Origin of the sequence: Acidovorax sp. A79 (assembly GCF_041154505.1) — a bacterium.
In the GTDB taxonomy this organism is placed as follows: domain Bacteria; phylum Pseudomonadota; class Gammaproteobacteria; order Burkholderiales; family Burkholderiaceae_C; genus Acidovorax.
On record NZ_AP028672.1, the window covers coordinates 3,733,586 to 3,759,659 of the forward strand.

24 protein-coding genes and 1 pseudogene are annotated in these 26,074 nt (G+C 69.2%); 8 read left to right on the top strand and 17 right to left on the bottom strand.

Translation table 11 applies throughout. From position 1 onward, the window contains the following. The first annotated feature begins 79 nt into the window (after nucleotides 1-79). Nucleotides 80-3,490 (top strand): IPTL-CTERM sorting domain-containing protein, encoded by a 3,411-nt coding sequence (locus ACAM51_RS17065; RefSeq protein WP_369641289.1) that lies wholly within the window; start codon nucleotides 80-82, stop codon nucleotides 3,488-3,490. Nucleotides 3,491-3,700: 210 nt separating this feature from the next. Here the strand turns inward: ACAM51_RS17065 and ACAM51_RS17070 are convergent, their stop codons facing one another. The 5 genes from ACAM51_RS17070 to ACAM51_RS17090 form a co-directional block, all read right to left on the bottom strand. Then, nucleotides 3,701-4,393 carry a response regulator transcription factor gene (locus ACAM51_RS17070; RefSeq protein ID WP_218293070.1) on the bottom strand — a complete coding sequence of 231 codons (693 nt, stop codon included), beginning with the start codon at nucleotides 4,391-4,393 and terminating at the stop codon, nucleotides 3,701-3,703. 199 nt (nucleotides 4,394-4,592) lie between these two features. Continuing rightward, nucleotides 4,593-5,657 carry a serine/threonine protein kinase gene (locus ACAM51_RS17075; protein ID WP_218293071.1) on the bottom strand — a complete coding sequence of 355 codons (1,065 nt, stop codon included), beginning with the start codon at nucleotides 5,655-5,657 and terminating at the stop codon, nucleotides 4,593-4,595. A 45-nt stretch (nucleotides 5,658-5,702) separates the two neighbouring features. After that, nucleotides 5,703-6,803, bottom strand: coding sequence for a DUF2855 family protein (locus tag ACAM51_RS17080; RefSeq protein WP_369641290.1), 1,101 nt, complete (start codon nucleotides 6,801-6,803; stop codon nucleotides 5,703-5,705). 74 nt (nucleotides 6,804-6,877) lie between these two features. Next, nucleotides 6,878-8,329, bottom strand: a complete 1,452-nt coding sequence (locus ACAM51_RS17085; RefSeq protein ID WP_369641291.1) for a protein kinase — start codon at nucleotides 8,327-8,329, stop codon at nucleotides 6,878-6,880. A 111-nt stretch (nucleotides 8,330-8,440) separates the two neighbouring features. After that, the gene (locus ACAM51_RS17090) at nucleotides 8,441-9,199 is read right to left on the bottom strand and encodes a metallophosphoesterase (RefSeq protein ID WP_369641292.1); all 759 of its coding nucleotides are present in this window, start codon (nucleotides 9,197-9,199) and stop codon (nucleotides 8,441-8,443) included. A gap of 80 nt (nucleotides 9,200-9,279) precedes the next feature. Between ACAM51_RS17090 and ACAM51_RS17095 the strand changes: the two are divergent. Next, nucleotides 9,280-9,345: pseudogene (locus tag ACAM51_RS17095) on the top strand (hypothetical protein); the annotation flags it as partial. A 2-nt stretch (nucleotides 9,346-9,347) separates the two neighbouring features. Here the strand turns inward: ACAM51_RS17095 and ACAM51_RS17100 are convergent. From ACAM51_RS17100 to ACAM51_RS17120, 5 genes are all read right to left on the bottom strand, one after another. Beyond that, nucleotides 9,348-9,731 carry a DUF1304 domain-containing protein gene (locus ACAM51_RS17100; RefSeq protein ID WP_369641293.1) on the bottom strand — a complete coding sequence of 128 codons (384 nt, stop codon included), beginning with the start codon at nucleotides 9,729-9,731 and terminating at the stop codon, nucleotides 9,348-9,350. Nucleotides 9,732-9,734: 3 nt separating this feature from the next. Continuing rightward, a complete protein-coding gene (locus ACAM51_RS17105; protein WP_218293076.1) occupies nucleotides 9,735-10,151 on the bottom strand; it encodes an organic hydroperoxide resistance protein in 417 nt (138 codons plus the stop codon). Nucleotides 10,152-10,228: 77 nt separating this feature from the next. Then, on the bottom strand, nucleotides 10,229-10,693 hold the full coding sequence (locus ACAM51_RS17110) for a MarR family winged helix-turn-helix transcriptional regulator (protein ID WP_369641294.1): 465 nt from the start codon (nucleotides 10,691-10,693) through the stop codon (nucleotides 10,229-10,231). Nucleotides 10,694-10,878: 185 nt separating this feature from the next. Further along, the gene (locus ACAM51_RS17115) at nucleotides 10,879-11,700 is read right to left on the bottom strand and encodes a crotonase/enoyl-CoA hydratase family protein (RefSeq protein ID WP_218293078.1); all 822 of its coding nucleotides are present in this window, start codon (nucleotides 11,698-11,700) and stop codon (nucleotides 10,879-10,881) included. 83 nt (nucleotides 11,701-11,783) lie between these two features. Beyond that, the gene (locus ACAM51_RS17120; RefSeq protein ID WP_218293079.1) at nucleotides 11,784-12,632 is read right to left on the bottom strand and encodes a 3-hydroxybutyryl-CoA dehydrogenase; all 849 of its coding nucleotides are present in this window, start codon (nucleotides 12,630-12,632) and stop codon (nucleotides 11,784-11,786) included. 116 nt (nucleotides 12,633-12,748) lie between these two features. Between ACAM51_RS17120 and ACAM51_RS17125 the strand changes: the two genes are divergently transcribed. Continuing rightward, the gene (locus ACAM51_RS17125; protein WP_218293080.1) at nucleotides 12,749-14,338 is read left to right on the top strand and encodes a GMC family oxidoreductase; all 1,590 of its coding nucleotides are present in this window, start codon (nucleotides 12,749-12,751) and stop codon (nucleotides 14,336-14,338) included. Between the two features lie 189 nt (nucleotides 14,339-14,527). Beyond that, a complete protein-coding gene (locus ACAM51_RS17130) occupies nucleotides 14,528-15,265 on the top strand; it encodes a hypothetical protein (protein ID WP_369641295.1) in 738 nt (245 codons plus the stop codon). 4 nt (nucleotides 15,266-15,269) lie between these two features. Here ACAM51_RS17130 and ACAM51_RS17135 read toward each other — a convergent pair whose 3' ends face one another. The 3 genes from ACAM51_RS17135 to ACAM51_RS17145 are packed head-to-tail and all read right to left on the bottom strand — an operon-like array spanning nucleotide 15,270 to nucleotide 17,986. Then, the gene (locus ACAM51_RS17135; RefSeq protein WP_218340578.1) at nucleotides 15,270-16,625 is read right to left on the bottom strand and encodes a GAF domain-containing protein; all 1,356 of its coding nucleotides are present in this window, start codon (nucleotides 16,623-16,625) and stop codon (nucleotides 15,270-15,272) included. Beyond that, entirely contained in the window at nucleotides 16,622-17,116 is a 495-nt protein-coding gene (locus tag ACAM51_RS17140) for a hypothetical protein (RefSeq protein ID WP_218340577.1), read from the bottom strand. Before ACAM51_RS17140 ends, ACAM51_RS17135 begins: the two co-directional genes overlap by 4 nt. A 15-nt stretch (nucleotides 17,117-17,131) precedes the next feature. After that, the gene (locus tag ACAM51_RS17145) at nucleotides 17,132-17,986 is read right to left on the bottom strand and encodes an ABC transporter permease (protein ID WP_369641296.1); all 855 of its coding nucleotides are present in this window, start codon (nucleotides 17,984-17,986) and stop codon (nucleotides 17,132-17,134) included. A gap of 142 nt (nucleotides 17,987-18,128) precedes the next feature. Here ACAM51_RS17145 and cynS point away from each other — a divergent pair, with 142 nt between their 5' ends. Continuing rightward, nucleotides 18,129-18,572 carry a cyanase gene (gene cynS, locus ACAM51_RS17150; RefSeq protein WP_218340575.1) on the top strand — a complete coding sequence of 148 codons (444 nt, stop codon included), beginning with the start codon at nucleotides 18,129-18,131 and terminating at the stop codon, nucleotides 18,570-18,572. Nucleotides 18,573-18,658: 86 nt separating this feature from the next. Here the strand turns inward: cynS and ACAM51_RS17155 are convergent, their stop codons facing one another. Beyond that, nucleotides 18,659-19,234, bottom strand: coding sequence for a DUF3455 domain-containing protein (locus ACAM51_RS17155; RefSeq protein ID WP_369641297.1), 576 nt, complete (start codon nucleotides 19,232-19,234; stop codon nucleotides 18,659-18,661). Between the two features lie 233 nt (nucleotides 19,235-19,467). Here ACAM51_RS17155 and purT point away from each other — a divergent pair, with 233 nt between their 5' ends. Beyond that, nucleotides 19,468-20,670, top strand: coding sequence for a formate-dependent phosphoribosylglycinamide formyltransferase (gene purT, locus ACAM51_RS17160; protein ID WP_369641298.1), 1,203 nt, complete (start codon nucleotides 19,468-19,470; stop codon nucleotides 20,668-20,670). 156 nt (nucleotides 20,671-20,826) lie between these two features. Here purT and ACAM51_RS17165 read toward each other — a convergent pair whose 3' ends face one another. Continuing rightward, nucleotides 20,827-21,768: an ATP-binding cassette domain-containing protein gene (locus tag ACAM51_RS17165; protein WP_369641299.1), complete on the bottom strand. Its 942-nt coding sequence runs from the start codon at nucleotides 21,766-21,768 to the stop codon at nucleotides 20,827-20,829. 109 nt (nucleotides 21,769-21,877) lie between these two features. Here ACAM51_RS17165 and ACAM51_RS17170 point away from each other — a divergent pair, with 109 nt between their 5' ends. Together ACAM51_RS17170 and ACAM51_RS17175 are read left to right on the top strand one after the other, a co-directional pair. Next, nucleotides 21,878-22,684: a helix-turn-helix domain-containing protein gene (locus tag ACAM51_RS17170; RefSeq protein ID WP_369641300.1), complete on the top strand. Its 807-nt coding sequence runs from the start codon at nucleotides 21,878-21,880 to the stop codon at nucleotides 22,682-22,684. A gap of 72 nt (nucleotides 22,685-22,756) precedes the next feature. Further along, a complete protein-coding gene (locus ACAM51_RS17175; protein WP_369641301.1) occupies nucleotides 22,757-23,383 on the top strand; it encodes an FMN-binding negative transcriptional regulator in 627 nt (208 codons plus the stop codon). A 27-nt stretch (nucleotides 23,384-23,410) separates the two neighbouring features. Here ACAM51_RS17175 and ACAM51_RS17180 read toward each other — a convergent pair whose 3' ends face one another. Both ACAM51_RS17180 and ACAM51_RS17185 read right to left on the bottom strand, forming a co-directional pair. Then, nucleotides 23,411-24,547, bottom strand: coding sequence for a diguanylate cyclase (locus ACAM51_RS17180; RefSeq protein ID WP_218293091.1), 1,137 nt, complete (start codon nucleotides 24,545-24,547; stop codon nucleotides 23,411-23,413). Between the two features lie 30 nt (nucleotides 24,548-24,577). After that, nucleotides 24,578-26,059, bottom strand: a complete 1,482-nt coding sequence (locus ACAM51_RS17185; RefSeq protein ID WP_218293092.1) for an AMP nucleosidase — start codon at nucleotides 26,057-26,059, stop codon at nucleotides 24,578-24,580. Nucleotides 26,060-26,074: the final 15 nt, after the last annotated feature.

Consider the following 26,074-nt stretch of genomic DNA (forward strand, 5'->3'; position numbering starts at 1 on the left):
GAATTCAATGCCCTATCGATTGACGCGACTATGGACGAGCGGCCGCGCTCCCTGGCGCGCGCAGACATCCAGCGGGTCCATGCAGCCTGCCAGCGATGCCACCGCGCAGGCACGCGAGGTTCCTACGGCTGCGCCCGCGCAGCGCGCCGTGCGCCGCTTCCGCTGGCTCTTGCTGGCCAGCGGGTTGTTTGCCGGGGCCGCCCTGGCGCAGTCCGCCGACCTGGTGGTGAACCATGCGGATTCCCCGGACCCGGGGCCCGCCGGAGGCATCTTCACGTACACGCTGCGCATCGACAACAACGGCCCGAACGGCGCCACCGGCGTCACGCTGGTGGACACCCTTCCCGCGGGCTCCACGTTCATCGACGTGAACACCACGGCGGGCTCGTGCAGCGAGGCCGGCGGCACCGTCAACTGCGCCGTGGGCAACATCGCGTTCAACACCAACCAGACCGTGACGATCCGCGTGCGGCTGCCTTCCGCGGGCGTGTGGACCAACACCGCCACGGCCTCCAGCGCCACGTCCGATCCCAACACCAGCAACAACGTCAACAGCGTGCAGGACACCACCGCCACGCAGGCGGCCGACCTGGCGCTCGTGGCCACGCCTTCCACGGCCAACGTGGTGGCCGGGCAGGCCTACAGCTATGCGCTGCAGGCTGCGAACAACGGCCCGAATGCGGCCGATGGGAGCCAGCGCATCACCTTCACCGTGCCGGCCGGCGCCTCGATCACGTCGACGCCCACGGGCACGGGCTGGTCGTGCACGGCCTCGGGCGGTTACCCGCTGAACAGCGGCACGGTGACCTGCACCCGCGCGGGCACGCTCGCCAACGGAGCGTCCGCCGCCGTGCTGACGGTCCCCGCCGTGTCCAACGTCAACGGCACGGTGACCGCCGCATTCGCCATCGACGGCCTCAAGCCCGACAACTCGGCCATGCCGGACGGCAACACCTCCAACAACACCACCTCCGCCGACGTGACTTCCGCCTCCGGTGCCGATGTGGCCATCACCAAGAGCGCCGCCAGCTCCAATGTGGCCCAGGGCACCAACGTGGTGTACACGCTCACGCCGCGCCTCAATGGCGGGGAGTCGCTGGTGGGCCGGCCCGTCACGGTGACCGATACGCTGGGCGCGGGGCTCACCTTCGTGTCCGCCGTGGGCACGGGCTGGACCTGTGACGCCACGATCACCTGCACGCGCACGGAGTACACCGGTGCCAACTTCACCAACATGCCCGTCATCACCGTGACCGCCACGGCCAACAGCGCGGGCACGCTGGGCAACACGGCCGCCGTCAACACGCCGCTGGCCGACCCGGTGCCCGCGAACAACTCGGACTCGGTCAACGTGACGGCCAGCAACGATGCGGACATGCAGCTGACCAAGACGGCCAGCATCAACCCGGTAGTGCCGGGCCAGGCGTTCAACTACACGCTGACGGCGCGCAACACCGGCCCCTTGGCGGTACCCAACGGCCAGGCGATCACCATCTCCGACGTGGTGCCTGCCGGTGTGACGCTCAACAGCCTTGTCAGCGCCACGGGCTGGACCTGCGATGCACTGCCCTTTGTCGGCAACGGCGTGGCAGCCTGGAACTGCACCCGCTCCACGGGCCTGAACGCGAACTCCAATGCGCCTGCCGTCACGGTGTCCGCCGTGCTGGCCAGCGCGGGTACCGTCACCAACAATGCCTGTGTGGCGCTGGGGGGAGGTGCGCGAGTGGACAGCAACGGGACGAACAACTGCGTGGGCGTGGGCGTCACCGCCACCGCCACCCAGGCCGACCTGCGCGTCGTGTCCAAGACCGCAGCGCCGGACCCCGTGGTCGCGGGCCAGAACCTGACCTACGTCATCACGGTCGACAACGTCGGCCCGGCGTCCGCCAGCAATGTCATCGTGTCGGACACGCTGGCCAGCCTGGTGACCACCGGCGGCTTCCAGTCCGCCGTGGCCTCGCAGGGCAGCTGCACGCCCAACGGCGTCACCAACGGCACCCCGCAGAACCTGAGCTGCAACCTGGGCACGCTGAACTCCGGCGCGCAGGCCACGGTGACCGTGGTGGTGCGCCCCAGCATCGCCGTCACCGGCCCGCGCACCAACACCGCCACCGTGCGTTCCGCCGACGTGGGCGACCCCAACCAGGCCAACAACAGCGGCAGCGTGACCAGCCAGGTCACGGCCATCGTGGACGTGACCGCCGCCAAGACGGCCACGCCCTCCACGGTCGCGGCCGGTGCGCCCATCACCTTCGTGGCGACCATCGGCAACACGGGGCCTTCCACGGCACAGACCGTGCAGATGGTGGACACCCTGCCGTCCAATGCCGCCTTTATCGACGTGGTGAGCGTGAGCGGGGGCGGCAGCTGCGTCCCCGTCGCGGCAGGCACGGTGGGCGGAACGCTCACCTGCAACTGGGCCAGCATCAATGCCGGCGTGCAGCAGACGGTGAACTACCGCATGCGTCCCCTGGGCAACGCGGCAGGCAGCAGCGTGGTCAACAGCGTCGCTGCGACCACCGCCACCACCGAGTCGAGCCTGGCCAACAACAGCGCCACCACCACGACGCCCGTCACGGCGCCGCAGCTGGACATCCTGGTGAACAAGGTGGACAGCTCCGACCCGGTGGACCTGGGGCAGTCGACGACGTACACGATCACGGTGAACAACAGCGGCCCGTCCTTCGGCACCAACGTGGTGATGACCGACGTGTTCCCCGCGCCGGGCTCCTCGCCGACGGCCACCTTCAGCTACCGGGGCTCGCTCACGGTGAATGCGGGCGGCTCCTGCACCGAGCCCGCGGTGGGTGCGACCAGCGGCACGCTGATCTGCTCCTTCCCAGGGCTCAGCAGCGGCCAGAGCGCCACCATCACCTACGTGATGCGCGCTGAAACCCTCACCGTCGCGGGGGCCACGAGCGGCACCGCGTTCAACCAGGCGAGCGTGGTGGTGGAGGAAACCGAGACCACGCTGGCCAACAACGTGGTGACGCATGACACGACCGCGCGCCGCTTCACCGTGGCCACGGACCTGGCCCTGACCAAGACGGCGCCCGCAGGCCCGATCGCACCGGGCGCGGCGCTGGACTACACGCTGGTGGTGACCAACAACGGCCCGCTGGCCAGCGATGGCGCGCAGGTGGTGGATGTGCTGCCGGCGGGTGTCAACTTCGTCTCCGCTGCCGGGTGCGTCAATGCCTCGGGCACCGTGCGCTGTGCGGTCGGCGCACTGGCGGTAGGGGCTTCGCGCACCTTCACGATCAGCACCATGCTGTCGTCCCCCTACAGCGGCGCACGTCCGCTGGTGAACTCCGCCACCGTGGATGCGCCGGGCGATACCAACCCGCCCAACAACACGGCCAGCGCCACGACCACGGTGTCCAACACCACCAGCAGCATCCCCACGCTGTCCGAGTGGGGCCTGATCCTGCTGGCGGTCCTGCTGGGGCTGATGGCCTGGCAGCACCCTGCCGTGGGTCGCCGCCGGTAGTGCGCGCGTGGCAGCGGCTATCGCGGTGATCGCGCCGGGATAGCCTGCTGCTCGCGGCCCGGTCCAAGGCCAGCACGCTGCCTGCGTGCTGGCCTTTTTTCATTCCGGGATGCGTGTGGGGTGCGGGAGGTCCGCCGGGTGTGTGCCGCGGGCTGCGTGTGCGCCGCGTGGGCCGGCCCGCACGCTGGCGGGGGAGGGCGCGGGGGCCGTCTAGCCGCGCGAATCCGCGGCGTCCAGCCGGTAGCCCATGCCGTAGATCGCGGTGATCGTGTAGCCGTTGCCCGGGGTCAGCTGCAGCTTGGCGCGCAGGCGCGATACATGGGTGTCGAGCGAGCGCGAAGCCGCCTCGCTGATTTCGCCCCACACGACTTCGCGCAGGTGCGCGCGGGACAGCAGCCGCCCCGCGTTGCGGAACATGAACAGGGCCAGTTCGTACTCGCGGTTCTTCAGCGCCAGCGGAGCGCCGTGCAGGGTCAGCAGCCGCCGCTCCGCGTCGAAGCGGTAGGGGCCGAAGACCAGCGCCTCGCCCATGGTCTGCGGGTAGGCCCGCCGCAGCAGGGCCGAGACGCGTGCCACCAGCTCGCCCATGCGCACCGGCTTGGTCATGAAGTCGTCGGCGCCCCGGTTGAGGGCCTCGATCACGTCGCGCTCCTCGTTGCGCCGGGTGACCAGCAGGATGGGAAGCTGGTGCCCGATCATCTCGCGCATGCGCTGTATGACCTCGATCCCGTTCATGTCGGGAAGATGCCAGTCTGCGATCAGCAGATCGAAGGTCTCGTGGCGCACGTCCTTGAGCAGGCTCGCGCCGCTGGCATAGAAGTGGCACACGTGGTGGAGGCGCTCGAGGGCGCCCTTGATCATGTCGGGCAGGAGGGGGTCGTCGTTGAGGACGGCAATGCGCATGGTGGTGTGAGTCTTCGGGCCTGGAGGCCCTTCGCAAGTCAGAAAAATGCCCTTCTTGAAGGTCGTTTTTCTGATGGTGCGCGACATCGCACCCGCGTGCACACGGGTTGACAATCGTTTGCAATGAAGAGGCGCCAAGGACATCGCCGGCACCCGCGGCGCGAACCCCGTGGCGCGGCACGCAGGCCGCGGGGCTGCCTCAGGCGGACAGGGGCTCTTCCTGCATGGCCTCGATCTGCTCGATCAGCATGTCCACCTGCCCGCGCCAGTAGTCGCTGGTGCCGAACCACGGGAAGTTGACCGGGAAGATCGGGTCCTGCCAGCGGCGCGCGAGCCAGGCGCTGTAGTGGATCAGGCGCAGCGTGCGCAGCGGCTCGATGAGCGCCAGCTCGCGGCGGTCGAAGCCGCGGAACTGCTCGTAGCCGTCGATCAGGGCGCCGAGCTGGTGGGTGCGCTGGCGCCGGTCGCCCGACAGCAGCATCCACAGATCCTGCACGGCCGGGCCCATGCGGGCGTCGTCCAGGTCCACGAAGTGCGGGCCGCCCCGGCCCCATTCGTCCAGCGGCGTCCAGAGGATGTTGCCGGGGTGGCAGTCGCCGTGCAGGCGGATGGGGGTGGCATCTTTCAAGCTAAATGGAGCTCCAGCGCTTGATGGATAAGCGCTGGCAGCTATCAATTCAAGAGCTTTTTCGCACTGGGCCTTCCACTGGGCCTGCATGTCGAGCGGGATGATTTCCCGGGCAAGCAGCCAGTCGTACGACGCCGTGCCAAAGGTCTGCACGTCCAGCAGCGGGCGGTGCACAAACGGCCGGGCCGCGCCCACGGTATGGATGCGGGCGAGAAAGCGGCCGATCCATTCGAGCACCTCGAAGTCATCCAGCTCGGGCTGGCGGCCGCCGCGCCAGGGGCTGACCGAAAACGCAAACCCGTCGTGCTGGTGCAAGGTGCTGCCGTTCAGCACCAGGGGCCCCACGGCGGGCACCTCGGCGGCCATCAGCTCGGCGGCAAAGGCGTGCTCTTCCAGGATCTGCGCCTCGCTCCAGCGGCCCGGGCGGTAGAACTTGGCCACCACGCGCTCGCCATCCTCCAGGGTGACCTGGTACACCCGGTTTTCGTACGACGACAGGGCCATGAGGCGCCCATCGCCATACAGGCCCACGCCGGCCAGCGCGTCCAGCACCTGGTCGGGGGTGAGGCGGGCGTAGGGGTGCTGGTCGGCGGGGGGGCGGGTGTCGGGCGCGGTGTCGGGAGGCAATGGGGTCATGCCCCATTGTCGCCGCCCGCCCCGGCATGTCCCGCGCGTTGCGTGTCAGCGGGGCAGCAAGGTGGCGATGTGCCCGGCGCGCGGGTCGCCGCTGCCGGCCAGCACGGCGGCAAACAGCGCCTGCGTGGCCTCGGGCCCCTCATGGTTGTGCACCACCAGCCAGGGGTTGGAGGCGGTCTGTACGGCGGCGCTGAACTGGTTCCAGGCCGCCACCAGACGGTCGTTGAGGCCCTGCGCACCCCAGTCGGCATGGCGCTTCTTGACCTGGGCGGGCGCGAAGAACATCACCGGGCGCGGGCCGGGCAGCTGGCCGGCGCCGCCCAGATCGCCCACATGACTTGCACCCACCGAGCAGCTGTAGGCCAGGCCCGTGAAGTGGGCGTGGATGCGCTGGCGCAGGCCCACGCTGCCCGCGAAGTCGATGTACACGCTGGGCGTGGCGCCGTCGAGCTGCGATTCCAGCGCGTCGTAGGTGACCACGCGGTCGTAGCAGCCCAGGCTTTCGCAGAAGGCCACATTGCCCGGCGACGTCAGCCCCACGACCTCGATGCCGCCCCGTTGCGCCAGCTGGAACGCGGTGCCGTAGGCCGTCTTGCTCGACGCGCTGGACAGCAGCATGCGCCTGGCGCCGAAGAACTGCTGGTCTGCCAGAAAGTCGTCGATGAGCCACGAGGTGATGAACAGCGGCCGCAGCAGCGCCTGCACGTCCTCGTTGTCGGCGCGGTACAGCGGGTCGGTGCGGGTGCGCAAGTAGTGGTTGTAGACGGCGTGCAGGCCCGCGCGGTGGGGGGCACCGTCGCTGAAGCCGGCCGCGTTGGCGCGCTGGGGCGAGAGCACCGCCTGGGTGCCCATGGGCCAGTAGCCGTACAGCCGCTCGCCCACCGCCACGTCGGGGTGCGATGACTCGGTCACCGTGCCAAACCCCCACACGGGCACGATGCCCCAGCCGGGCTCGCTGGTGGGGAAGAACTGCCAGTAGTTGAGCATGTTCCCCAGCGCGGCGTAGGTGATGTTGTTGGACGTGAGGGCGAACTGTTCGACCCGCACGCGGACCTGGCCCTCGGCGAGGGCGGGTTCTTCGGCGGCCCACAGGCGGGTGGTGGCCAGCTGGTCCTGGCGCACGAGAAGGGTGGTGGTGGTGCTCATGCCGCGACGCTAAACGAAACCCCCCGCCGGCTCAAGATGCCCGCGCCGCCTGCGCGACAGCGCGGCCCGGCCGCTCAGCCGCCCAGGGGGTGCGCCAGCTGCTCGAACGGAAGCGCCTGCTTGACCAGGATGACGGTGCAGGGCGCGTCGCGCGCCACGCGCATGGGCACCGTCGCGATGAAGCGCTGGGTGTGCAGGCCGTGGGTGGCCGCGCCCAGGATCATCATGCTCACGTGGTTGCTGGCGGCGTAGCGCACCAGCGCCTGGGCCACGTCGCTGGCTTCCAGCACGTGGTAGCTCGCGTGGTGGCCCGACAGGTCCAGCCCCTGCGCCCATTGCCGCAGGCGCGCCATGTGCTGGCGGTGCAGCGTGGTCTCGCTGCGTTCGCTGTCGCTCGTGCTGCTGGCCGAGGGCGAGATCACCGTCACGCAGGCCAGGCGCGCGCCGGGCCGGATGCCCAGCGAGCGCGCGACCGCCTGGCGCAGCGAATACAGCGTGGCATCGCTCACGTCGGCATGTGGCACGGCCACCATGAGGATGGGAGTCTCCTCGATCTGCTGCGCGGGCAGGGGGCTGGGCTGGTAGTGCATGCCCGCCGCGCGCACCCAGCGGCGCAGGTGCGTGGTGAGCGGCGTGCCCTGCGTGCGCTGGCCGCGCGCGGTGATGGGCACCTGCGCCGGGTGGGTCAGGTCGAACGCCAGGTGGGCGGCCGAGGGGTAGCGGCTGGCGGCCTCGGGCTCCAGGCAGCGCAGGATGGCTTCCTGCAGCCAGGGCGGGATGTCGGCGCGGTGCTTGCGGGGGGGCGCGGGCGTCATCCACAGCCGCTGGCGCAGGCCGCCCTGCGTGGTGGGCGAGCCAAAGGGCAGCTCGCCGGTGGCCAGCTCGTACAGCATCACGCCGATGGCGAAGATGTCGCTGCGCGGGTCGCCGCGCACGCCCACCACCTGTTCGGGGGCGATCCAGGTGGGCGAACCCACGGCCTGGCGCATTTCCTCGGCCAGCAGGTCGGGGTAGTGCGCGTGGCACGAGAGCCCGAAGTCCAGCAGCACGGCGTCGCCGTCGCTCTTGATGAGCACGTTGGCCGGCTTGAGGTCGAGGTGGCAGACGTTCTGCTGGTGCAGGCTGTGCGCGGCGTGGGCAATGGCCGCGCCCAGCCGCGCAATGGTCTCTGGCGGGGTGGGCGCCATGCCCGGACTGGCGGCGCTGTCCAGCCAGTGCTGCAGCGTCTGGCCCGGCACGTATTCCATGACGAGGTAGGGCAGGCGCACCAGGTCGCCGGCGGCGACGAAGCGCGGCACGTGGGGGCCGGTGAGGACCGGAAGGATCTGCAGTTCGACCTCGAAGCCCACGATGTTCTCCGCGCCGTCGCCCGCGGTCATGCGCGGGATCTTCATCGCCATCGGAAAGCCGGGGCTGCGGCCTGCCTGCGCGTACTCCACGGCATAGATATGCGCCATGCCGCCCGCGTGGATGCATTCGGCCACGCGAAAGCCGTCGATCTCGGTGCCGGGCTCAAGCAGTTTCATGTTGATTTTCCCTTGCGCCGCGTGCCGCGCTGGCGCCGTCCCCCTGCCCGCATCCCCCAGCGATGCGGGGGCGGGAGAAGCGGCGCGGCCGCTCAGGGGGGTGTTTCATCCCTACTGGCCTTTTTCCAGGCGGTCCGCATAGAAGCCGGGCAGGCCCGCCGCGCGGATGGCGGCCGCGGCGGCCAGGTGGTCGTACGGCACGCGGTGGAAGGTGATCTGCGCCGCCGCGTCGTCGAACAGCGCGTACATGGCGCGTGCGTCGCCGTCGCGCGGCTGGCCCACGGAGCCCACGATGGCGAGCCACTGGCGGTGCGGCGGCACGGGCACGGGCACGCCGGGCTCGGGCGCAAAGCGCATGAGCTTGGCGGTGGGCGTGAGGAAGTACAGCACCTGCTCGTGCACATGGCCGCAGAACACATAGCGGATGGCGGGGTCGATGGTCTGCGCCGCCATCATGCAGCGCTCGGCCGCGTTGGAGTCGTCCACGTAGCGCCACTGGGCAGGTGCGTCGGCGCTGGCGTGCACGAGCAGGGCGTTGCCGCCCAGCCGCGCGGTCAGCGGCAAGGCCTGCAGGAAGGCGTGGTGCCGCGACGCGAGGCGGTCGTGTGTCCACCGCGCGCCCAGCTCTGCGCGGTTGCGGGGCGTCGCGGGCGGCGCGAGCGCCATGGCGTCGTGGTTGCCCAGCACGCACAGCGCGCCGTTCTGCGCGAGCGCCATGGCCTGGTCGGCCACGGCCACGGGGTCGCCGCCGTAGCCCACGAGGTCGCCCAGCAGGGCGAATCGCTGGGCGCCCTGCGCGCGGGCATGCTGCAGGCAGGCGTCCAGGGCCTGGCGGTTGGCGTGGATGTCGGAGAGGAGGGCGGTCTTCATGGCGCGAGTATTGGGCACCATCATCGCGCGCGTGGCTGAATGCCAGCTTGCAGCGCGCGGGCCGGGCGCCGGGGAGCGCCATGCTGCATGTAAAGATAGCTTCCAGCGCTTGCCTGGCAAGCGCTGGAAGCTATGATTTTTGTAGCTATTACAGGCTGCGCTGGCGCGCGGGCTTGTCCAGGGCCAGCACCAGGGCCAGGGCGATGATGGCCGGCAGCGCCTGGGTGAAGAAGATCTTGGGCACGGCGGTGGCGGCGCCGAAGACCCCGGCCACGATCACGCAGCCCAGGAAGAAGATCTTGAACAGCCGGTTGCCGGTGAACAGCCCCCAGAACAGCCCGGCGGCCAGGAAGCCGTTGTACAGCCCCTGGTTGGCCGCCAGCGTCACGGTGGCATCGGCCAGCTCCTGGGTCAGGTTGAAGGTCTTCAGGCCCAGGGGCTTGTTCCAGAAGAACATCTCCAGCACCAGGATGTACACATGCTCGATGGCCACGAGGGCCACCGCGATGCGGGGAAGCAGCAGCCGGCCCATGGCTTACACCAGCGTGATGGTCACGTCGATGTTGCCGCGCGTGGCGTTGGAGTAGGGGCAGACCTGATGGGCTGCGTCCACCAGCTTCTGGGCCGTGGCCTTGTCCAGGCCGGGCAGGCTGATGGCCAGGCGCGCGGCGATGCCGTAGGCGTTCGGGATGGGGCCCAGGTCCACTTCGGCGTCGATGGACACGTCCTGCGGCACGGGGATGCCGATCTTGCCGCCCACGGCCTTCATCGCGCCGATGAAGCAGGCTGCGTAGCCCGAGGCGAACAGCTGCTCGGGGTTGGTGCCGGTACCGGAGGTGCCGGGCGAGGACAGCTTGACGTCCAGGCGGCCGTCATCGGTCTTGGCGGCGCCGTCACGGCCACCGGTCACGTGGGCCTTGGCGGTGTAGAGGACTTTTTCGAGTTGCGTCATGGTGTCTTCCTTTGCAGTGGGTCAATGAATGTCCGCGATGCGGACGGGGGGTGGAAACGAACGGTGAAAGAAAAGGGTCAGCGCGGCGGGTTGATCCGGTCGCGGAAGGTCTTGAGCTGGCCGGTCAGGGCGGTCAGCTCGGGCAGGGTGCACTGGCTGCTTTCGAGCACGCAGGGCGGAATGTTTTCCGCCTTGTCGCGCAGCGCCCGGCCCGGGGCCGTGAGGCTGATGCGCACGCGGCGCTCGTCCTGCGCATCGCGGATGCGGGCGATCAGGCCCGAGGTCTCCAGGCGCTTGAGCAGCGGGGTGAGCGTGCCCGAGTCGAGGAACAGGCGCTCGCCGAGGTCGGAGACGGTCACGCCGTCCTGCTCCCACAGCACCAGCATCACGAGGTACTGGGGGTAGGTCAGGCCCACGGCCTCCAGCAGGGGCTTGTACAGCTTGGTCATCGCCAGCGAGGCGGAATACAGCGCGAAACACACCTGGTTGTCCAGGCGCAGCGCTGCCGGGCTGGGGGTGGTGGAAGTGTTGCTGCGTGCCATGGGGTGGATTGTGCGGTGCAATTTAATTGTGCGCAATTAAATTGTGTAATCTTTTGTTGCTGGATTGGTTTTTGCGGACGGACGCGGCGGCCTTTCGCCTGCGGTGCTATCCGCGCGCAGCGCGCGTGCCATCAAGGCGCAAGATGCCCGGCCCGGCCCGGCCTGGCCGCGGCCTCTGCGGGCCGTCAACGCCCGGTGAAACGCGCGGGCCGCTTTTCAACGAAGGCGCGCACGCCCTCGGCCGCATCCTCGCTGTTGGCCAGCTGTTTCTGCACGGGAATGAAATCGGCCACCGCGGCGGCCTGCCCCTGCTCGATGGCCTTGAGCACGTTGAGCCGCGTGGCCACCACGGCCCGCGGCGCCTGGGCCTCGATGCGCCGGGCGATGGCGATGGCCTCGTCCAGCACCTGCGCGGCGGGCACCACCTTCTGCACGAAGTTCAGGCGCAGCGCCTCGCTGCTTCCGAACTCGTCGGCGGTCAGCAAATGCAGCAGCGCATTGCCGGTGCCCGCGCGTTCGGCCATGCGCAGCGTGGCGCCGCCCGTGGCCATGATGCCGCGCTGCACCTCCATCTGCGAGAAACGGCAGTCATCGGCGGCGACCACGATGTCGGCGCCCAGCATGAGCTCGATGCCCACCGTGAAGCAGATGCCCTTGACCGCCACCACCATGGGCTTGCTGCGGCGCCGGTAGCCGGGCAGGCCGTAGTCGTGGGGCTCCACCAGGCCTTCGGGGATGGCTTTTTCGCCGCGCTGCATGTAGGCGCTCACGGCGGGCAGGTCCAGCCCGGCGGTGAAGTGGTCGCCAAAGGCGTGCAGCACGCCCACACGCAGCTCCGGGTCATCGTCGAGCCGGGTGTAGGCCTCGGCCAGCTGGCGGAACATGGGCGGCGTCCAGCCATTGCGCTTGGCCGGGCGGTTGATGCCGATCAGCAGGATGTGGCCGAGCACCTGGGTGTCGATGCAGCCTTCGGCCGGGGGCGTGGTGGGGGTGATGCTGCTGGTCATGGGCGCAAATGTCTCCTTGCCCATGATTGAAAACCCAACGCGATGGGCGCGCCGTCCCCGGGGGGACAGCGCGCCTGGGGTCCTCAGTAGGTGTAAACGCCCTGGCCGGTCTTGCGGCCCAGGCGGCCGGCCGCCACCATTTCCTTGAGCAGCGGGCAGGGGCGGTACTTGCTGTCGCCGAACTCGGTCAGGTACACGTCCATCACGGCCAGGCACACGTCCAGGCCGATCATGTCGGCCAGCGCCAGCGGGCCGATGGGCTGGTTGCAGCCGAGCTTCATGCCCGCGTCGATGTCCTCGGGCGTGGCCAGGCCCTCGGCCAGGACGAAGAAGGCTTCATTGATCATCGGCACCAGGATGCGGTTGACCACGAAGCCGGGTGCGTTCTTCACGGTGATGGGGCTCTTGCCCAGGGCTTCGGCCAGGGCCTTCACGGCGTCGTGCGTGGCATCGCTGGTCTGCAGGCCGCGGATGATCTCCACCAGCGCCATCATGGGCACGGGGTTGAAGAAGTGCATGCCGATGAAGCGGTCGGCACGCGACGTGGCGGCGGCCAGCTTGGTGATGGAGATCGAGGAGGTGTTCGAGGCGATCAGCACCTCGGGCGCGACCAGCGCATCCACCTGCTTGAGGATCTTGAGCTTGAGCTCGTAGTTCTCGGTGGCGGCCTCGATCACGAGCTGCGCGGCCTTGAGGTCGTCGTAGCTGGTGGAGACCTTGATGCGCGCCAGCGCCGCGTCCTTGTCGGCCGCCGTGATCTTGTCCTTCTTGATCAGGCGGTCCAGGCTGCCCGACACCGTGGCCAGGCCTTTTTGCACCGCGGCATCGGAGATGTCGACCATCACCACGTCGATGCCCGAGACCGCGCAGGCCTGTGCAATGCCATTGCCCATGGTGCCCGCGCCGATGATGCCAACCGTTCGAATCGTCATATAGAGAGCTCTCTTCAAAGTGAAACAGACGGGCAGCATGGTAAAGCGAATCGAACGCCCGTTCGGTTATCGTGCCTCCACACCGCCGCCATGTACGGCGCAGGAGGCAACACAACATGTTCGATTACATCGTCATTGGCGGCGGTTCGGCGGGCTCCGTCCTGGCGGGCCGGCTGACCGAAGACCCCGCCGTGCGGGTCTGCCTGCTCGAAGCAGGCCCGGCCGACAGCAGCGTGCTCATCCATTGCCCCGCGGGGCTGGCCGTGATGGCCAAGTTCGAACTCAACGGCTGGGGCTTCAACACCACGCCGCAGGCCGCGCTGAACCACCGCAGCGGCTACCAGCCGCGCGGCAAGGTGCTCGGGGGCTCCAGCTCGATCAACGCCATGGTCTATATCCGGGGCCAGCATGCCGACTACGACCATTGGGCCGCCCAGGGCAATCCCGGCTGGGGCTGGGAGGATGTGAAACCCTACTTCCTGCGTGCCGAGAACAACGAGCGCGGCGCCGATGCCTGGCATGCCCAGGGCGGCCCCTTCAACGTGGCGGACCTGCGCGCGCCAAACCGCTTCAGCCAGTACTTCGCCGACGCGGGGGTGCAGGCCGGGCATCCGTACAACCCCGACTTCAACGGTGCCACGCAGGAGGGCGTGGGGCCGTACCAGGTCACGCACAAGAACGGCGAGCGCCACAGCGCCGCCAAGGGCTATCTCACGCCGCACCTGGCACGGCCCAACCTCCAGGTCGTCACCGGCGCGCAGGCCACCCGCATCCTGTTTGACGGCCGGCGCGCCGTGGGCGTGGAATACCGCCAGGGCGGCGCGCTGCGGCAGGTGAAGGCCTCGCGCGAGGTGCTGCTGAGCGCGGGGGCGCTGCTGTCGCCGCAGCTGCTCATGCTCTCCGGCGTGGGGCCGGGCGCGCAGCTGCAAAGCCACGGCATCCCGGTGCTGCATGGCCTGCCCGGCGTGGGCGCGCACCTGCACGACCATCCCGACGTGGTGCAGGTCATGGATGCGCCCGCGCTCAAGGACCTGTTCGGGCTGTCGCTCTCGGGCATGGCGCAAACCCTGCGCGGCATCCGCGAATGGCGGCGCAGCCGCACGGGCATGCTGACCACCAACTTCGCCGAGGCCGGTGGCTTCATCAAGAGCGATCCGTCCGAACCCGCGCCCGACCTGCAGCTGCACTTCGTGATCGGCAAGCTCGTGGACCACGGCCGCAAGACGGTGTTCGGCCACGGCTACTCGGCCCACGTGTGCCTGCTGCAGCCGCGCAGCCGGGGCTCGGTGACGCTGGCGAGCAAAGACCCCATGGCCCTGCCGCTGGTGGACCCGCAGTTCCTCGCCGACCCCGATGACATGCGGCGCATGGTGCGCGGCTTCCAGCGCACGCGCGAGATCCTCGCGCAGCCTGCGCTGGCGAAGTTCGGCGCCAAGGAGCTGGCGGCATCCGCCAACGCGCGCACCGACGTGGAGATCGAGCAGTTCATCCGCCAGTACGCCGACACCATCTACCACCCCGTGGGAACCTGCCGCATGGGGACGGGGCCCATGGACGTGGTGGATGCCGAACTGCGCGTGCATGGCCTGTCGGGCCTGCGCGTGGTGGACGCGTCCATCATGCCGCGCATCGTGAGCGGCAATACCAACGCACCGACGGTGATGATCGCGGAGAAGGCGGTGGACCTGCTGCGTGCGCGGGTGTGAAGGAATTCACATTTGCGGCACTGAACGCGGTTTTTAAGGTTCGAAGAAGGTCTGCTTAAGGAGTTTTTAACAGGCAAACCGGCCGCGCTTTTCTAGACTTCTTTTCATGGAAGCGGGTGCATGGTGCACCCGGCCCGGCACCCCTAGAAGCAGGGTGTTGAGAGGCCCACGAGGCCATGAAAGAAGCAGATGAAGATTGATGCCCGCGAAATTGCCGCACTGACCCAAGCCCAGCCCGCCGCCCCCCGCATGGACATGTACGCCAGCATCCACAAGGCGCTGCGCGCCTTCATGGCCGACACGCTGCTGGGCCTGGGCCGCATGGATGTGGACGACGACCTGGAGTTCGCCCACACCTGCGACCGTGTGATGCAGCTGCTGGACCTGTGCCGCGCGCACCTGCACCACGAGAACCAGTTTGTGCACGCCGCCATGGAGGCGCGCCAGCCCGGCTCCAGCCAGAGCATTGCGGGTGAGCATGTGGAGCACGAACAGGCCATCACGGCCTTGGCAGACGGGGTGAACTACCTCATGGCCTGTGCCAAGCCCGCACGGGCTGCGGCCAACCTGGCCCTGTACCGCCAGCTGGCGCTGTTTGTGGCACACAACTTCGAGCACATGCACGAGGAAGAGACTGCGCACAACCGCGTGCTCTGGCAGTGCTACACCGATGCGGAACTGGCCGGTGTGCACGATGCGCTGGTGGCCTCGATCCCGCCGCACGAAATGATGGTGGTAGCCCGCTGGATGGTGCCCTACATGTCACCGGCCGAGCGCACGGCCATGCTGTCGGACATGCAGCAGCATGCGCCCGCCCCCGTGCTGGCCGCAGTGCTGGCGCAAGTGCAGCCGCACCTCACGCAGCCCGAGTGGACCAAGCTGATGCGCAGCCTGGGCCTGCCGGTGGTGCCTGGTCTGGTGCACTGAGGCGTCAGGCGTCTTCCAGCACCACGGGGCGCAGCACGCACAGCCGAAAACGCCCGCGCCCTGTTTTTTCGATATGGATGTGCGGGCAGTTCTCCTGCAGGCGGCGCTGCAGCAACAGCAGGCGGGCCTCCAGGTTGTCGGCCACATCGGGCAGGCGCAGGGTGGGGTCCAGCCGCAGTTCGCGGTTGGTGAAGTCCACGCGCCCGGTGTGCTGGTGGTCGCGCAGCAGCTTCCAGATGATGGCTCCTGCCACGCCCTTGATCAGGTAGTCGTCGTTGATGAACACGCTGTCATTGGCCGCAAAGTGGCGCACCCGCAGCGCGCTGCCGCTCACTGGCGTTGCTACAGCGGGGGCGGGCAGGGGCTCGGTCGCATCGGGCGCTGCCTGCAGCAGGTCGATGGCGGCAGCCAGCTGGCCCGCAATGGCCACCAGCAGGTCTTCATCCTCGAAGCCAAACCGCATGTCCTGGGGACTTTCGGCAAACAGCACGCCCAGCGGGCGCCCGGCGGACATCAGGGGCACCGCCACCTGGCTGTGCGGCTGGGCCAGGCCCGGGTAGGGAATGTCCAGGCCGCGGGCGGGCTGGGGATCGCTGGTGCCGGCATGGGCATCCAGGCTCTCGCGGATGGCGTGGCTGTAGCGGGCGGCATTGGTGAAATGGCTGATGCGCACGGGTGTCCCTTCCTGGGCCGCGACGCCGATCACCCCCTGGCCGAGGCGGATCTCCGATCCGACGCCCGAGGTTGCGTAGCCGCAGCTGGCCACCGTGTAGAGCTGGCTGGAAGGCGCGTCGAGCAGGAGCACCATCGCGTGCTCGATGTCCAGCTGCTCGCGCAATGCGCCCAGGGTGCATTGCAGCAGCTCGTCGAGCGCGGTGCAGCGGGCCATGCGCTCGCTGCAGGCCCGCAGCGCGTGCAGCATGCCGGGGCGCGGCGCTGGCGGGGGCAGGCTCTCGCCCGCCACGGATTCGATGCGGTCCACCGCGTAGATGTCGGCCCCCTTGAGTTCGAAGACGCCCGCCATTCCCGCGTGCGAGGCAATGCCCGCCAGCTGCGCGCGCATGCTCTCGAACACCGGGCCCGTGGCTTCCGTGCGCTGGTAGACGAGGTGCAGGCGGTAGAAGCTGGCCGTGCGCGGGTCCAGGACCAGCACCGAGGCGCGGGGGTTGCGCAGGATGTTCTGGCGCGTCTTGTTGAAGAACTGGAACGACAGGGCGACATGCCCTTCGTCCACGTACACCGCCTGCGAGATGTAGGCGACGTTGGGGGTTCCATCGGCGTCGCAGGTGGCCATGACGGCCGGTATCGCTCCTTCCAGGCAGGGGCGGATCGTGTGCAGGGACAGGAGGGGCTGGCTCATGGCTGCGGCGCGGGCAGCGCGGCGCCCGCGCGCGGCCCCGGTGTCTGGTCGAAGGCCCTGGCCGGCGTGAAGCTGACGGCGACCACGTCCGCCAGCGGCGCTGCCAGCATCGCGCCCACGTAGCGCGGACCGTACCCCACCAGGCCCACCTCGTGTTCCATGGAGCGCAGGTACGCCTCCAGCAGCGGCGCGTCGGCGGCGGCGGCCGGGCGCTGCACCGCCCGGCTGGCCTTGAGCTGCAGCGTGCGGTGCGTGGACGGCTCGCTGAAGACGACGGCGATCTGCCCTGTCTCGGCAATGTCCTGCAGCAGTTGCCGCGACTGGCTGCGGCGCAGGAAGACGGTGACCTGATGCCCGTCCGCGCTGATGTGGGAGCCGACCGCGCGCATGATGCTCGGCTGCAGCTGGGCGTTGCACGATGCCACGATGGCCGACACGCCCTTGGCGACCATGGCCATGCGGTCCGGATCCAGCAGCGGGGGAAGGGCCATGGCGGTGCCGCCGGTTCAGGCCTTGAAGCGCCTGCGCGTGAGCGCCAGGGCCACCCAGAAGGCCACCACCGTGGTCACCACCAGCACCAGCCCGTGGCGCAGCGCATTGGCAGGCCACTGGTCCATGAACAGGGGCCGCACCAGCTCGACCGCATTGGTCAGCGGCAGCCAGTCCGAGATGGCGCGCACGATGGGCGGCAGCTGCTCGCGCGGGAAGAACACCCCCGACAGGAACATCATGGGCGTGAGCACCAGCGTGAAGTAGTAGGTGAAGAAATCGTAGCCCTTGGCGAGTGCGTTGAAGATGAGCGCGATGCTGGAGAACATGATGCCGACGAAGAGCAGCACCGGCCAGGCCACGAGCAGCTTGGGGCTGTGGCTGATGGAGAGCGCGAGCATCACGCCCAGGATGGCCGTCACCGTGAACAGCGCCTTGAAGGCGGCCCACAGCATTTCGGCGAGCACCACGTCGTCAAGCCGCACCGGCGCGTTCATGATGCCGTCCCAGGTCTTTTGCACATGCATGCGCGAGAAGGCGGAGTACAGCGCCTCGAAACTGGCGGCGTTCATCGCGCTCATGCAGATCGAGCCACTGGCCAGGAACAGGATGTACGGCACCTGCGTCGTCGCGCCGCCCGCCGTCCCCACGTTCACCTGTCCCACCAGGGCGCCCATGCCGTAGCCAAACGCCACCAGCCACATCAGCGGCTCGGCGATGTTGCCCACCAGGCTGGGGATGGCCAGCTTGCGCCAGACCAGCAGGTTTCGCAGGAACACGGGCCACCAGCGCGCCGAGAGGCTGGGCGCGCGCCAGACGGAGGCAAGGGGCGGGGCGGCAGCGGTTGCCGTGGAGGGGGATACGGATTGCATGGGCTTATTGTGCTGTGTCGGGCCGGGGGTGGATAGGTGGCCGTGTCCACCGCCCCACGGGCCCGTGGGGCCGGCGGGCACGGGCATTGCTTGCGGTCGTGCCATAGCGCACTGATCCGACACCCGCCCCCAAGGAGCCCCCATGAACCGCAACGACGTCACCGAGAAGATCATCAGCACCAAGGTCGCCAAGGGCCTGCAATGGGATGCCATTGCCAGGAAGGTCGGCCAGTCCAAGGAGTGGACCACCGCCCTGTGCCTGGGCCAGATGACCGCATCGCCCGTGCAGGCCAAGGTGCTGGGCAAGATCTTCGGCCTCACGGCCGAGGAGCAGAAGTGGTTGCAGGTCGTGCCCTACAAGGGCTCGCTGCCCACGCCCGTGCCCACCGACCCGCTGATCTACCGCTGGTACGAGATCGTGAGCGTGTATGGCACGACCATCAAGGAACTGATCCACGAGGAGTTCGGCGACGGCATCATGAGCGCCATCGACTTCAGCATGGATATCACGCGCGAGGCCGACCCCAAGGGCGACCGCGTGAAGGTGGTGCTGTCGGGCAAGTTCCTGCCGTACAAGCAGTACTAGGGCGTGCCATCAATCCCTACCCCCACGCGCTGGCCCCGCAATGCGGATGGATGCGCGGAGCGGGGCGCGGCGGGGCGGGCAGCGGCCTACGCCGCTTTCCAGAAGATGTAGTCGGCCTGGTACTTCACGCTCTGGCGCTCGCCCTTGTTGGCGGCCGCACAGGGCGAGGCAGGCGCCACGCCGCCCTTCAAGGCCACGCGCTGGATGAAGGTCACACCTGCCATCGCGCCGCCGCCCATGGCGGGGTTGGCCTTGACCAGCTGGTAGGGCAGGTTGCCTGCACCCGATGGCGCCACGGCCAACTGGGTGGCCGTCAGCTTGGAGCCATCGGCCGACTCCCAGGTGGCGGGTGGGCCGTAGTAGGTGCCCACTTGCTTGCCGCTGCGGTCGTTCAGTACCGCCTTGGGGCCCACGAACACCCATTCGGTCTGGCCGGGCGCGTTGGCCTTGTCGCGGCATTCGTAGGTGATGTCGCCCATGCCGACGGTTTCCATGGCGACCCGGTTGCCGGCGGGTACCTTGATGGCGTCCGGCAGGCTGTCCTGCGAGAACATGGGGCTGGGGGTGGGCTGCTTCATCGCCCCGCAGGCGGCCAGCAGGGCCGTGGCGGCAAGTGCGCCTGTCAGGGCCGCGAAACGGGAGCGCAATGGCTGGGTGTGCATGATATTTCCCTTTTCTTCAGTGGGTTGAAAAAGCGCAGCGGTCCCAAGAACGGTCTGCTGCCCCTGGGAGTACGCGCGCCAGCGCCGCCTGGATCCACCCGGCGCAAAAAATAGTCCGCACGGCCTGTGGCCGGGGTGGCGGGGCGCGCAACCCGTGCATTAAAGTTGGCCGATCGCCGCGGCTTCACGACCCTTTCTGCCGCCCGTCCTCACTTTTTTCTGGAAAACCTCCCATGACCACCCTCGGAACCCCGCTGTCGCCCCATGCCACCAAAGTCATGCTGCTGGGCTCGGGCGAGCTGGGCAAGGAGGTGCTGATCGCGCTGCAGCGCCTGGGTGTGGAAACCATCGCCGTGGACCGGTACGAGAACGCCCCCGGCCAGCAGGTGGCCCACCACCAGCGCACCATCACGATGAGCGACCCGGCCCAGCTCAAGGCCCTGGTCGAGGCCGAGAAACCCCACCTGGTGGTGCCCGAGATCGAAGCCATCGCCACGCCCATGCTCGAAGAGCTGGAAGCCGCCGGCACCTTGCGCGTGATCCCCACCGCCCGCGCCGCGCGCCTGACCATGGACCGTGAAGGCATCCGCGTGCTGGCCGCCGAGACGCTGGGCCTGCCCACCAGCCCGTACAAGTTCTGTAACTCGCTTGAGGAACTGCAGGCGGCCATCGATGCCGGAATCGGCTACCCCTGCATCGTCAAGCCCGTGATGAGCAGCTCCGGCAAGGGCCAGAGCAAGATCGACGGCCCCGCCGACGTGCAAAAGGCCTGGGACTACGCCATGGCCGGCGGCCGCGTGAGCCATGGCCGCGTGATCGTCGAGGGCTTCATCGACTTCGACTACGAGATCACCCAGCTCACGGTGCGTTCGGTGGGGGCTGACGGCCAGATCGCCACCAGCTTCTGCGACCCCATCGGCCATGTGCAGGTGAGCGGTGACTACGTGGAAAGCTGGCAGCCCCACCCCATGCACCCGGCCGCGCTGGAGAAGTCGCGCCAGATCGCCAAGGCGGTCACGGACAACCTGGGTGGCCAGGGCCTGTTCGGCGTGGAGCTGTTCGTCAAGGGCGAGCAGGTGTGGTTCAGCGAGGTGAGCCCGCGCCCGCACGACACCGGCCTGGTCACGCTGTGCACCCAGCACCAGAGCGAGTTCGAGCTGCACGCCCGCGCCATCCTGGGCCTGCCAGTCGATACCAGCCTGCGCAACCCCGGCGCCAGCGCCGTCATCTACGGCGGCGTGGAGGCCCAGGGCATCGTGTTCGACGGCGTGGACGAGGCCCTCGCCGTGCCTGGCACCGACCTGCGCCTGTTCGGCAAGCCCGAGAGCTTTGCCAAGCGCCGCATGGGCGTGGCACTGGCGCGTGCGGCCGAGGTGGAGACGGCGCGCACCAATGCCAAGCTGGCGGCCAGCAAGGTGAAACCACGCACCCCCTGAGCCGCTTCGCGCCTTCCCTCTGTCTCGCTTCGCGGGAGGGGGGCGCCACCCGTGGCCTGGCAAAGCCAGTTCCACGGTGGCACCGGCTTGCGCTGCGTCAGTTTTCGCCGTTGCGTGAAGCGTGGCGCACCGGAGTGCACTGATCCAGACTTCAGTTCAGCCATCCTCGCGGATCTGCCGCCCCGTGAGCTTGAGGAACAGGTCCTCCAGGTTGGCCGGCCGGTGCAGGGTGCGCAGGTGCGGGTGCGCGCCCAGCGCCTGCAGCAGGGGCCCTGCGTTCTGGGTGTAGAAGAACACCGTCTCGCCGCTGATCTCCACGCGCGCCGCCAGGGCCCGCAGGGCGGCATTCTCGGCCAGCGCCACGGCGCCCACGCCGAACACTTCCACCACGTCCGGCTCCAGGTGCTGCGCGATCAGTTCGCGCGGGCGGCCCTCGGCGATCTTCTTGCCGTGGTCCAGCACCAGGAGGCGCGAGCACAGGCGCTCGGCCTCGTCCATGAAGTGGGTGGTCAGCAGGATGGACTTGCCCTGCTGGAGCAGCAACTGCAGGCGCTCCCACATGAGGTGGCGGGCCTGCGGGTCCAACCCCGTGGTGGGTTCGTCCAGCAGCAGCAGGCGCGGGTCGTTGACGAGTGCGCGGGCCAGGCTCAGGCGCCGCTTCATGCCCCCCGAGAGTTCGCCCGGCTTGGCGTTCGCCTTGTGCGTGAGCGCCGCGAAGTCGAGCAGGCGCGGCACGCGCTCGTCCATCACCGGGCCCTTGAGCCCGAAATAGCGGCCGAACACGCGCAGGTTCTCGGCGCAGGTGAAGTCGGGGTCCAGGGTGTCGAACTGGGTCACCACGCCCAGCTGGGCCTTGATGGCGAGGGCATCGCGCGGCATGTGCAGCGGGGCGCCGCCCGGCCCGGGTGTGAAGTGCACCGCACCGCCGTCGGGCGCGGTCAGGCCCAGGCACATGCGGATGGTGGTGGTCTTGCCCGCGCCGTTCGGGCCGATGACGCCCAGGCATTCGCCGGGAGCGATGGAAAAGGAGACATCGTCCACCACGGTGGTGTTGCCATAGCGCTTGCGCAGTTGCAGGGCTTCGAAGAGTGCGGTCATGGCCTGATTGTGTGCCATGCTGGCACCCCGGGCCGCGCGGCGGATGATGGCCGCCCCCCCGCAGAGCGCCCGCCCCTTTGAACGAGAAATGCGCCATCCTGCCTGCACCATGAAACCCAGCCCCGCCGATACCAACTATGTCGAATTGCCACTGGACGCCCTGGATGCGACCCGGATCGAAGCCGTCTGGCGCTACGACGCGGCGGCCCAAGGCCGGCAACTGGTGCTGCCGGACGGCAGGATGGACCTGGTGGTGCATTGCGCCCTGCGGCCCGATGGCATGGTGGCGTCCGTCTGGCCGGTGATCGCGGGCCCCGCCGACCAGCCCGCGTTCGTGAGCCTGCGCGCCGCGACGGTCGTCCTCGGGGTGCGTTTTCACATGGGCTGGGGCGGCGCCTGCCTGGGCACGGCGCCCGGGGCGCTGCGCAACCGGACGGTTTTCGGCGCCGAGGCCGCGCGGATGCTGGGTCCTTCTTGTGCCACCAACCCCTTGCTGCAGGCGCGCACGCTGCGGGGCGTGGAGCAGGCCTTGCGCTCCACCGCCCGCGCGCTGGCGGCCCGGGCCTCGGTGGCAGCGGCCCAGGGTCGGGCGCTCGCGGCCATCGAGCAGATGGTGCGGCAGGGCCAGACCGTGGAGGAAGGCGGTGGCGGCTGGGCCGTACCCTCCTCGCGCACGCTGCGCCGGGACATGGCGGCGGTGGCGGGCTTGCCCCTGCGGAGCCTGGCGGGCATCCTGCGCTTTCAGCGCGCCATGGACCTGCTGCAGGCCGGCCGCCCTTCGCTGGGCGAGGTCGCCTTGGCGGCGGGCTATGCCGACCAGGCGCACATGACCCGCGAGTTCCGCCGCTACGGGGGCTTCACGCCCGCCGCGCCGGCACCGGCGCCGCTGGTCCGGCGGGCGCCCTGCTTGCCCTGACGGCGTTGGCCGAAACCTTCAAGACGCGCGCGTGCGCAACGGCCAGACTTCCCTCTTTTTTGAGCCCGTGCGATGTACAGCCAATCCCTCTTCTCCATCGACGATGTCCGCGAACTGCAGGGCCTGGTGCGCTCCTACCCCCTGGCGACCGTGGTCGCGGCGGCGCACGCGGGCCTGGAGGCCCACCTGCTTCCGCTTCTGCCGCTGGCCGAAGGCGGCGGCCTGGGGCTGCTTCAGGGCCATGTGGCGCGCATGCACACGCTGGCGCGGTCTGTCCCGCAGGGCGCGGAGGTGCTCGCGGTGTTCCAGAGCCCCAATGCCTATATTTCTCCGCGCTGGTACGTGAACGGCCAGCGCAGCGCGCGCCTGGCCCCCAGCTGGAACTATGTGGCGGTGGAAGCCAGGGGGCGCATCCGCTTCGTCGACGACGGCGGCTGGATGAGGGACCACCTTGCCGCGCTCACGGCGTCCCAGGAGGCGCACCGCGCCCAGCCGTGGTCCCTGCACGATGCCTCGCCCGCCTTCATCGACGAGGCGGCGCTGCATCTGCGGGGCTTCGAGATCGAAGTCACCCGCCTCGAGGGCAAGCGCTTCCTGTCCCAGCAGCGCACACCCGCGGACCGGTCCAGCCTCGTCGCGCACCTGGCGCTGGAGCGCCAGGGGGCGGCGCACGATGTCGCGGCGCTGATCGTTCCCTGACCGCCTGCCGTTGCCAGGAGGTGGTCTTCAGGTGGCGGCGGTCAGCCGGCCGCGGCCCGTGGCCTTGGCGTCGTAGAGCGCGCTGTCGGCCCGTGCCATCAGGGCCGCCAGGCTGGATTCTCCGGGCTGCAGCACGGCCATGCCGGCGCTGTAGTCCAGGATGAAGCCCAGTTCTGCCGCGCTGGCGTCATGCAGCTTGTGGCGCAGGCGCCGGTCGAACGAGACGCCCGCCGACGCCGTGTTGTGCAGCATCAGCACGCCGAACTCCTCGCCCCCGAGCCGCGCAATCAGGTCGCCGCTGCGGCAGGTGTCGCCCAGCAGCCGCGCAAACAGTTGCAGCGCACGGTCGCCCGCGTCGTGCCCGTGGGTGTCGTTGATCTGCTTGAAGTGGTCCAGGTCCAGCATCAGCGCGGTGAGCGGCAGCCGGTGGCGCCATGCATGCGAAAGCAGGTTTTCGCCCTGGGTGGTGAAGCCTCGGCGGTTGAGCAGGCCCGTGAGCCCATCGGTCATGGCCAGCGTGCGCAGCTTCTGCTCTGCCTCGTACCGCCAGGCCACCAGCACGGCGACGGTGCCCAGCACCAGGCTCACGTTGGTGGCCAGCGCCGCGGCCAGGTTGACCGGGTGCGGCGTGCGAAAGCTGGGGTACTCGTCGGTGAAGGCGCCCAGCAGCCCGCGCGCCAGGGTGAAGGCGGCCGAGGTGGCCAGGCAGCCCAGGAGCAGGCTGCGCCAGCGCACGTCGGCGAGCACCAGCGGGTACAGCGTGGCCCGCGCCACGATGCACAGGATGACCGCCATCAGCCCGTTGGCCCAGCCCACGCGCCAGGCGTAGTGGTCAAAACCCAGCGTGTAGCCCAGCGGCGCGGCCACCACCAGCGCCAGCAGCACACGCCGCAGGGGGCGGGGGCCCAGCCATTCTTCCAGCGCGCGGTAGAGCATCCACTGGGCAGCGGCGTTGCATGCGATGGACAGCGTGGACAGCGCCCGGTCCCATAGCGAGGACGACGCGATGATGGCGGCCCAGGCCAGCGCCTGTAGCAGCATGCTGGCCTGCACGTGGCGTGCGGCGCGGCTCACATCCCGCCCCATGATGAGCGGCAGGACGGCCGAGATCATGAACAGGTTGGCGGCCATCGCCGCCATGAGCGTGAGGAAGTCCAGGGGCATGGGAGACGGGGCGCTGCTTCTTTCTTGTCGTCACTGGAAGGCGACTTCGGCAAAGCTGCGCAGCTTGCGGCTGTGCAGCCTGTCCACGCCGCCGTTGCGCAGGATCTCGATGGCGCGCATGCCGATGCGCAGGTGCTGGTCCACGCGCTCGCGGTAGAAATGGTTGGCCATGCCCGGCAGCTTGATCTCGCCGTGCAGCGGCTTGTCGGAGACGCACAGCAGGGTGCCATACGGCACGCGGAAGCGAAAGCCGTTGGCCGCGATGGTGGCGCTTTCCATGTCCAGCGCCACGGCGCGGCTCTGGCTGAAGCGGCGCTGGGGCATGTTGTCGGGCAGCAGTTCCCAGTTGCGGTTGTCGGTGCTGGCCACGGTCCCGGTGCGCATGATGCGCTTGAGCTGGTCCTCCGGCACCCGCGTCACGTCGGCGACGGCCTGCTGCAGCGCCATCTGGATCTCGGCCAGCGCCGGGATGGGTACCCACAGCGGCAGTTCCTCGTCCAGCACGTGGTCCTCGCGCACGTAGGCGTGGGCCAGCACATAGTCGCCCAGCTGCTGGCTGTTGCGCAGGCCCGCGCAATGGCCCAGCATCATCCACGCGTGCGGGCGCAGCACGGCGATGTGGTCGGTGATGGTCTTGGCGTTGGCCGGCCCCACGCCGATGTTGACCATGCTGATGCCGCTCGCGTCCTTGCGCACCAGGTGGTAGCCGGGCATCTGCGGCAGGCGCGGCGGGGCGATGCCCAGCTCGTCGCCCGGCTGCGCGGGCAGGCCCGCGCGGCGAGTGACCACGTTGCCGGGCTCGATGAAGGCCACGTACTCGCTGTCTTCCCTGGCCATCTCGGCGTGGCCCAGGCGCACGAACTCGTCGATGTAGAACTGGTAGTTGGTGAACAGCACGAAGTTCTGGAACCATTCGGGCGCGGTGCCCGTGTAGTGGCGCAGGCGGTGCAGCGAGTAGTCCACGCGCGGCGCGGTGAACAGCGACAGCGGCTGTGCCTCGCCCGGGCGCGCCTGCCAGGTGCCGTTGGCGATGCCGTCGTCCATGGCCGCCAGGTCCGGCAGGTCGAACACGTCGCGCATCAGCATGCGGCGCTCGGCCGTGAGCGTGCCCTCGATGTGGTCGTGCTCGGCGAACGAGAAGTGGATGGGGATGGGGTGCGCGCTGGTGCCCACCTCCAGCTCGACGTTGTGGCTGGCCCGCAGCAGGCGGAACTGCTCGGCGTAGTAGTTGGCGAACAGGTCGGGGCGGGTGAGGGTGGTTTCGTACCGCCCGGGGCCTTCCACGAAGCCGTAGGCCAGCTTGGAGTCCGCCCGTGCCACCGTGGTGGTGTGCACCCGCACGAAGGGATAGAACGCGCGCACCGCGCTTTCGGGCGTCTCGCCCGCCACGAAGCGCTGCATGGCATCGCGCAGGTGGCCGATCTGTTGCTGGTAGATGCGCTGCACCTGGGCCAGCGCTTCGGCCGGGTCGGTGTGGCGGGTGGGGGCGATGAAGTCGGGAATGAGGGGCATGCCCCTATTGTCCAC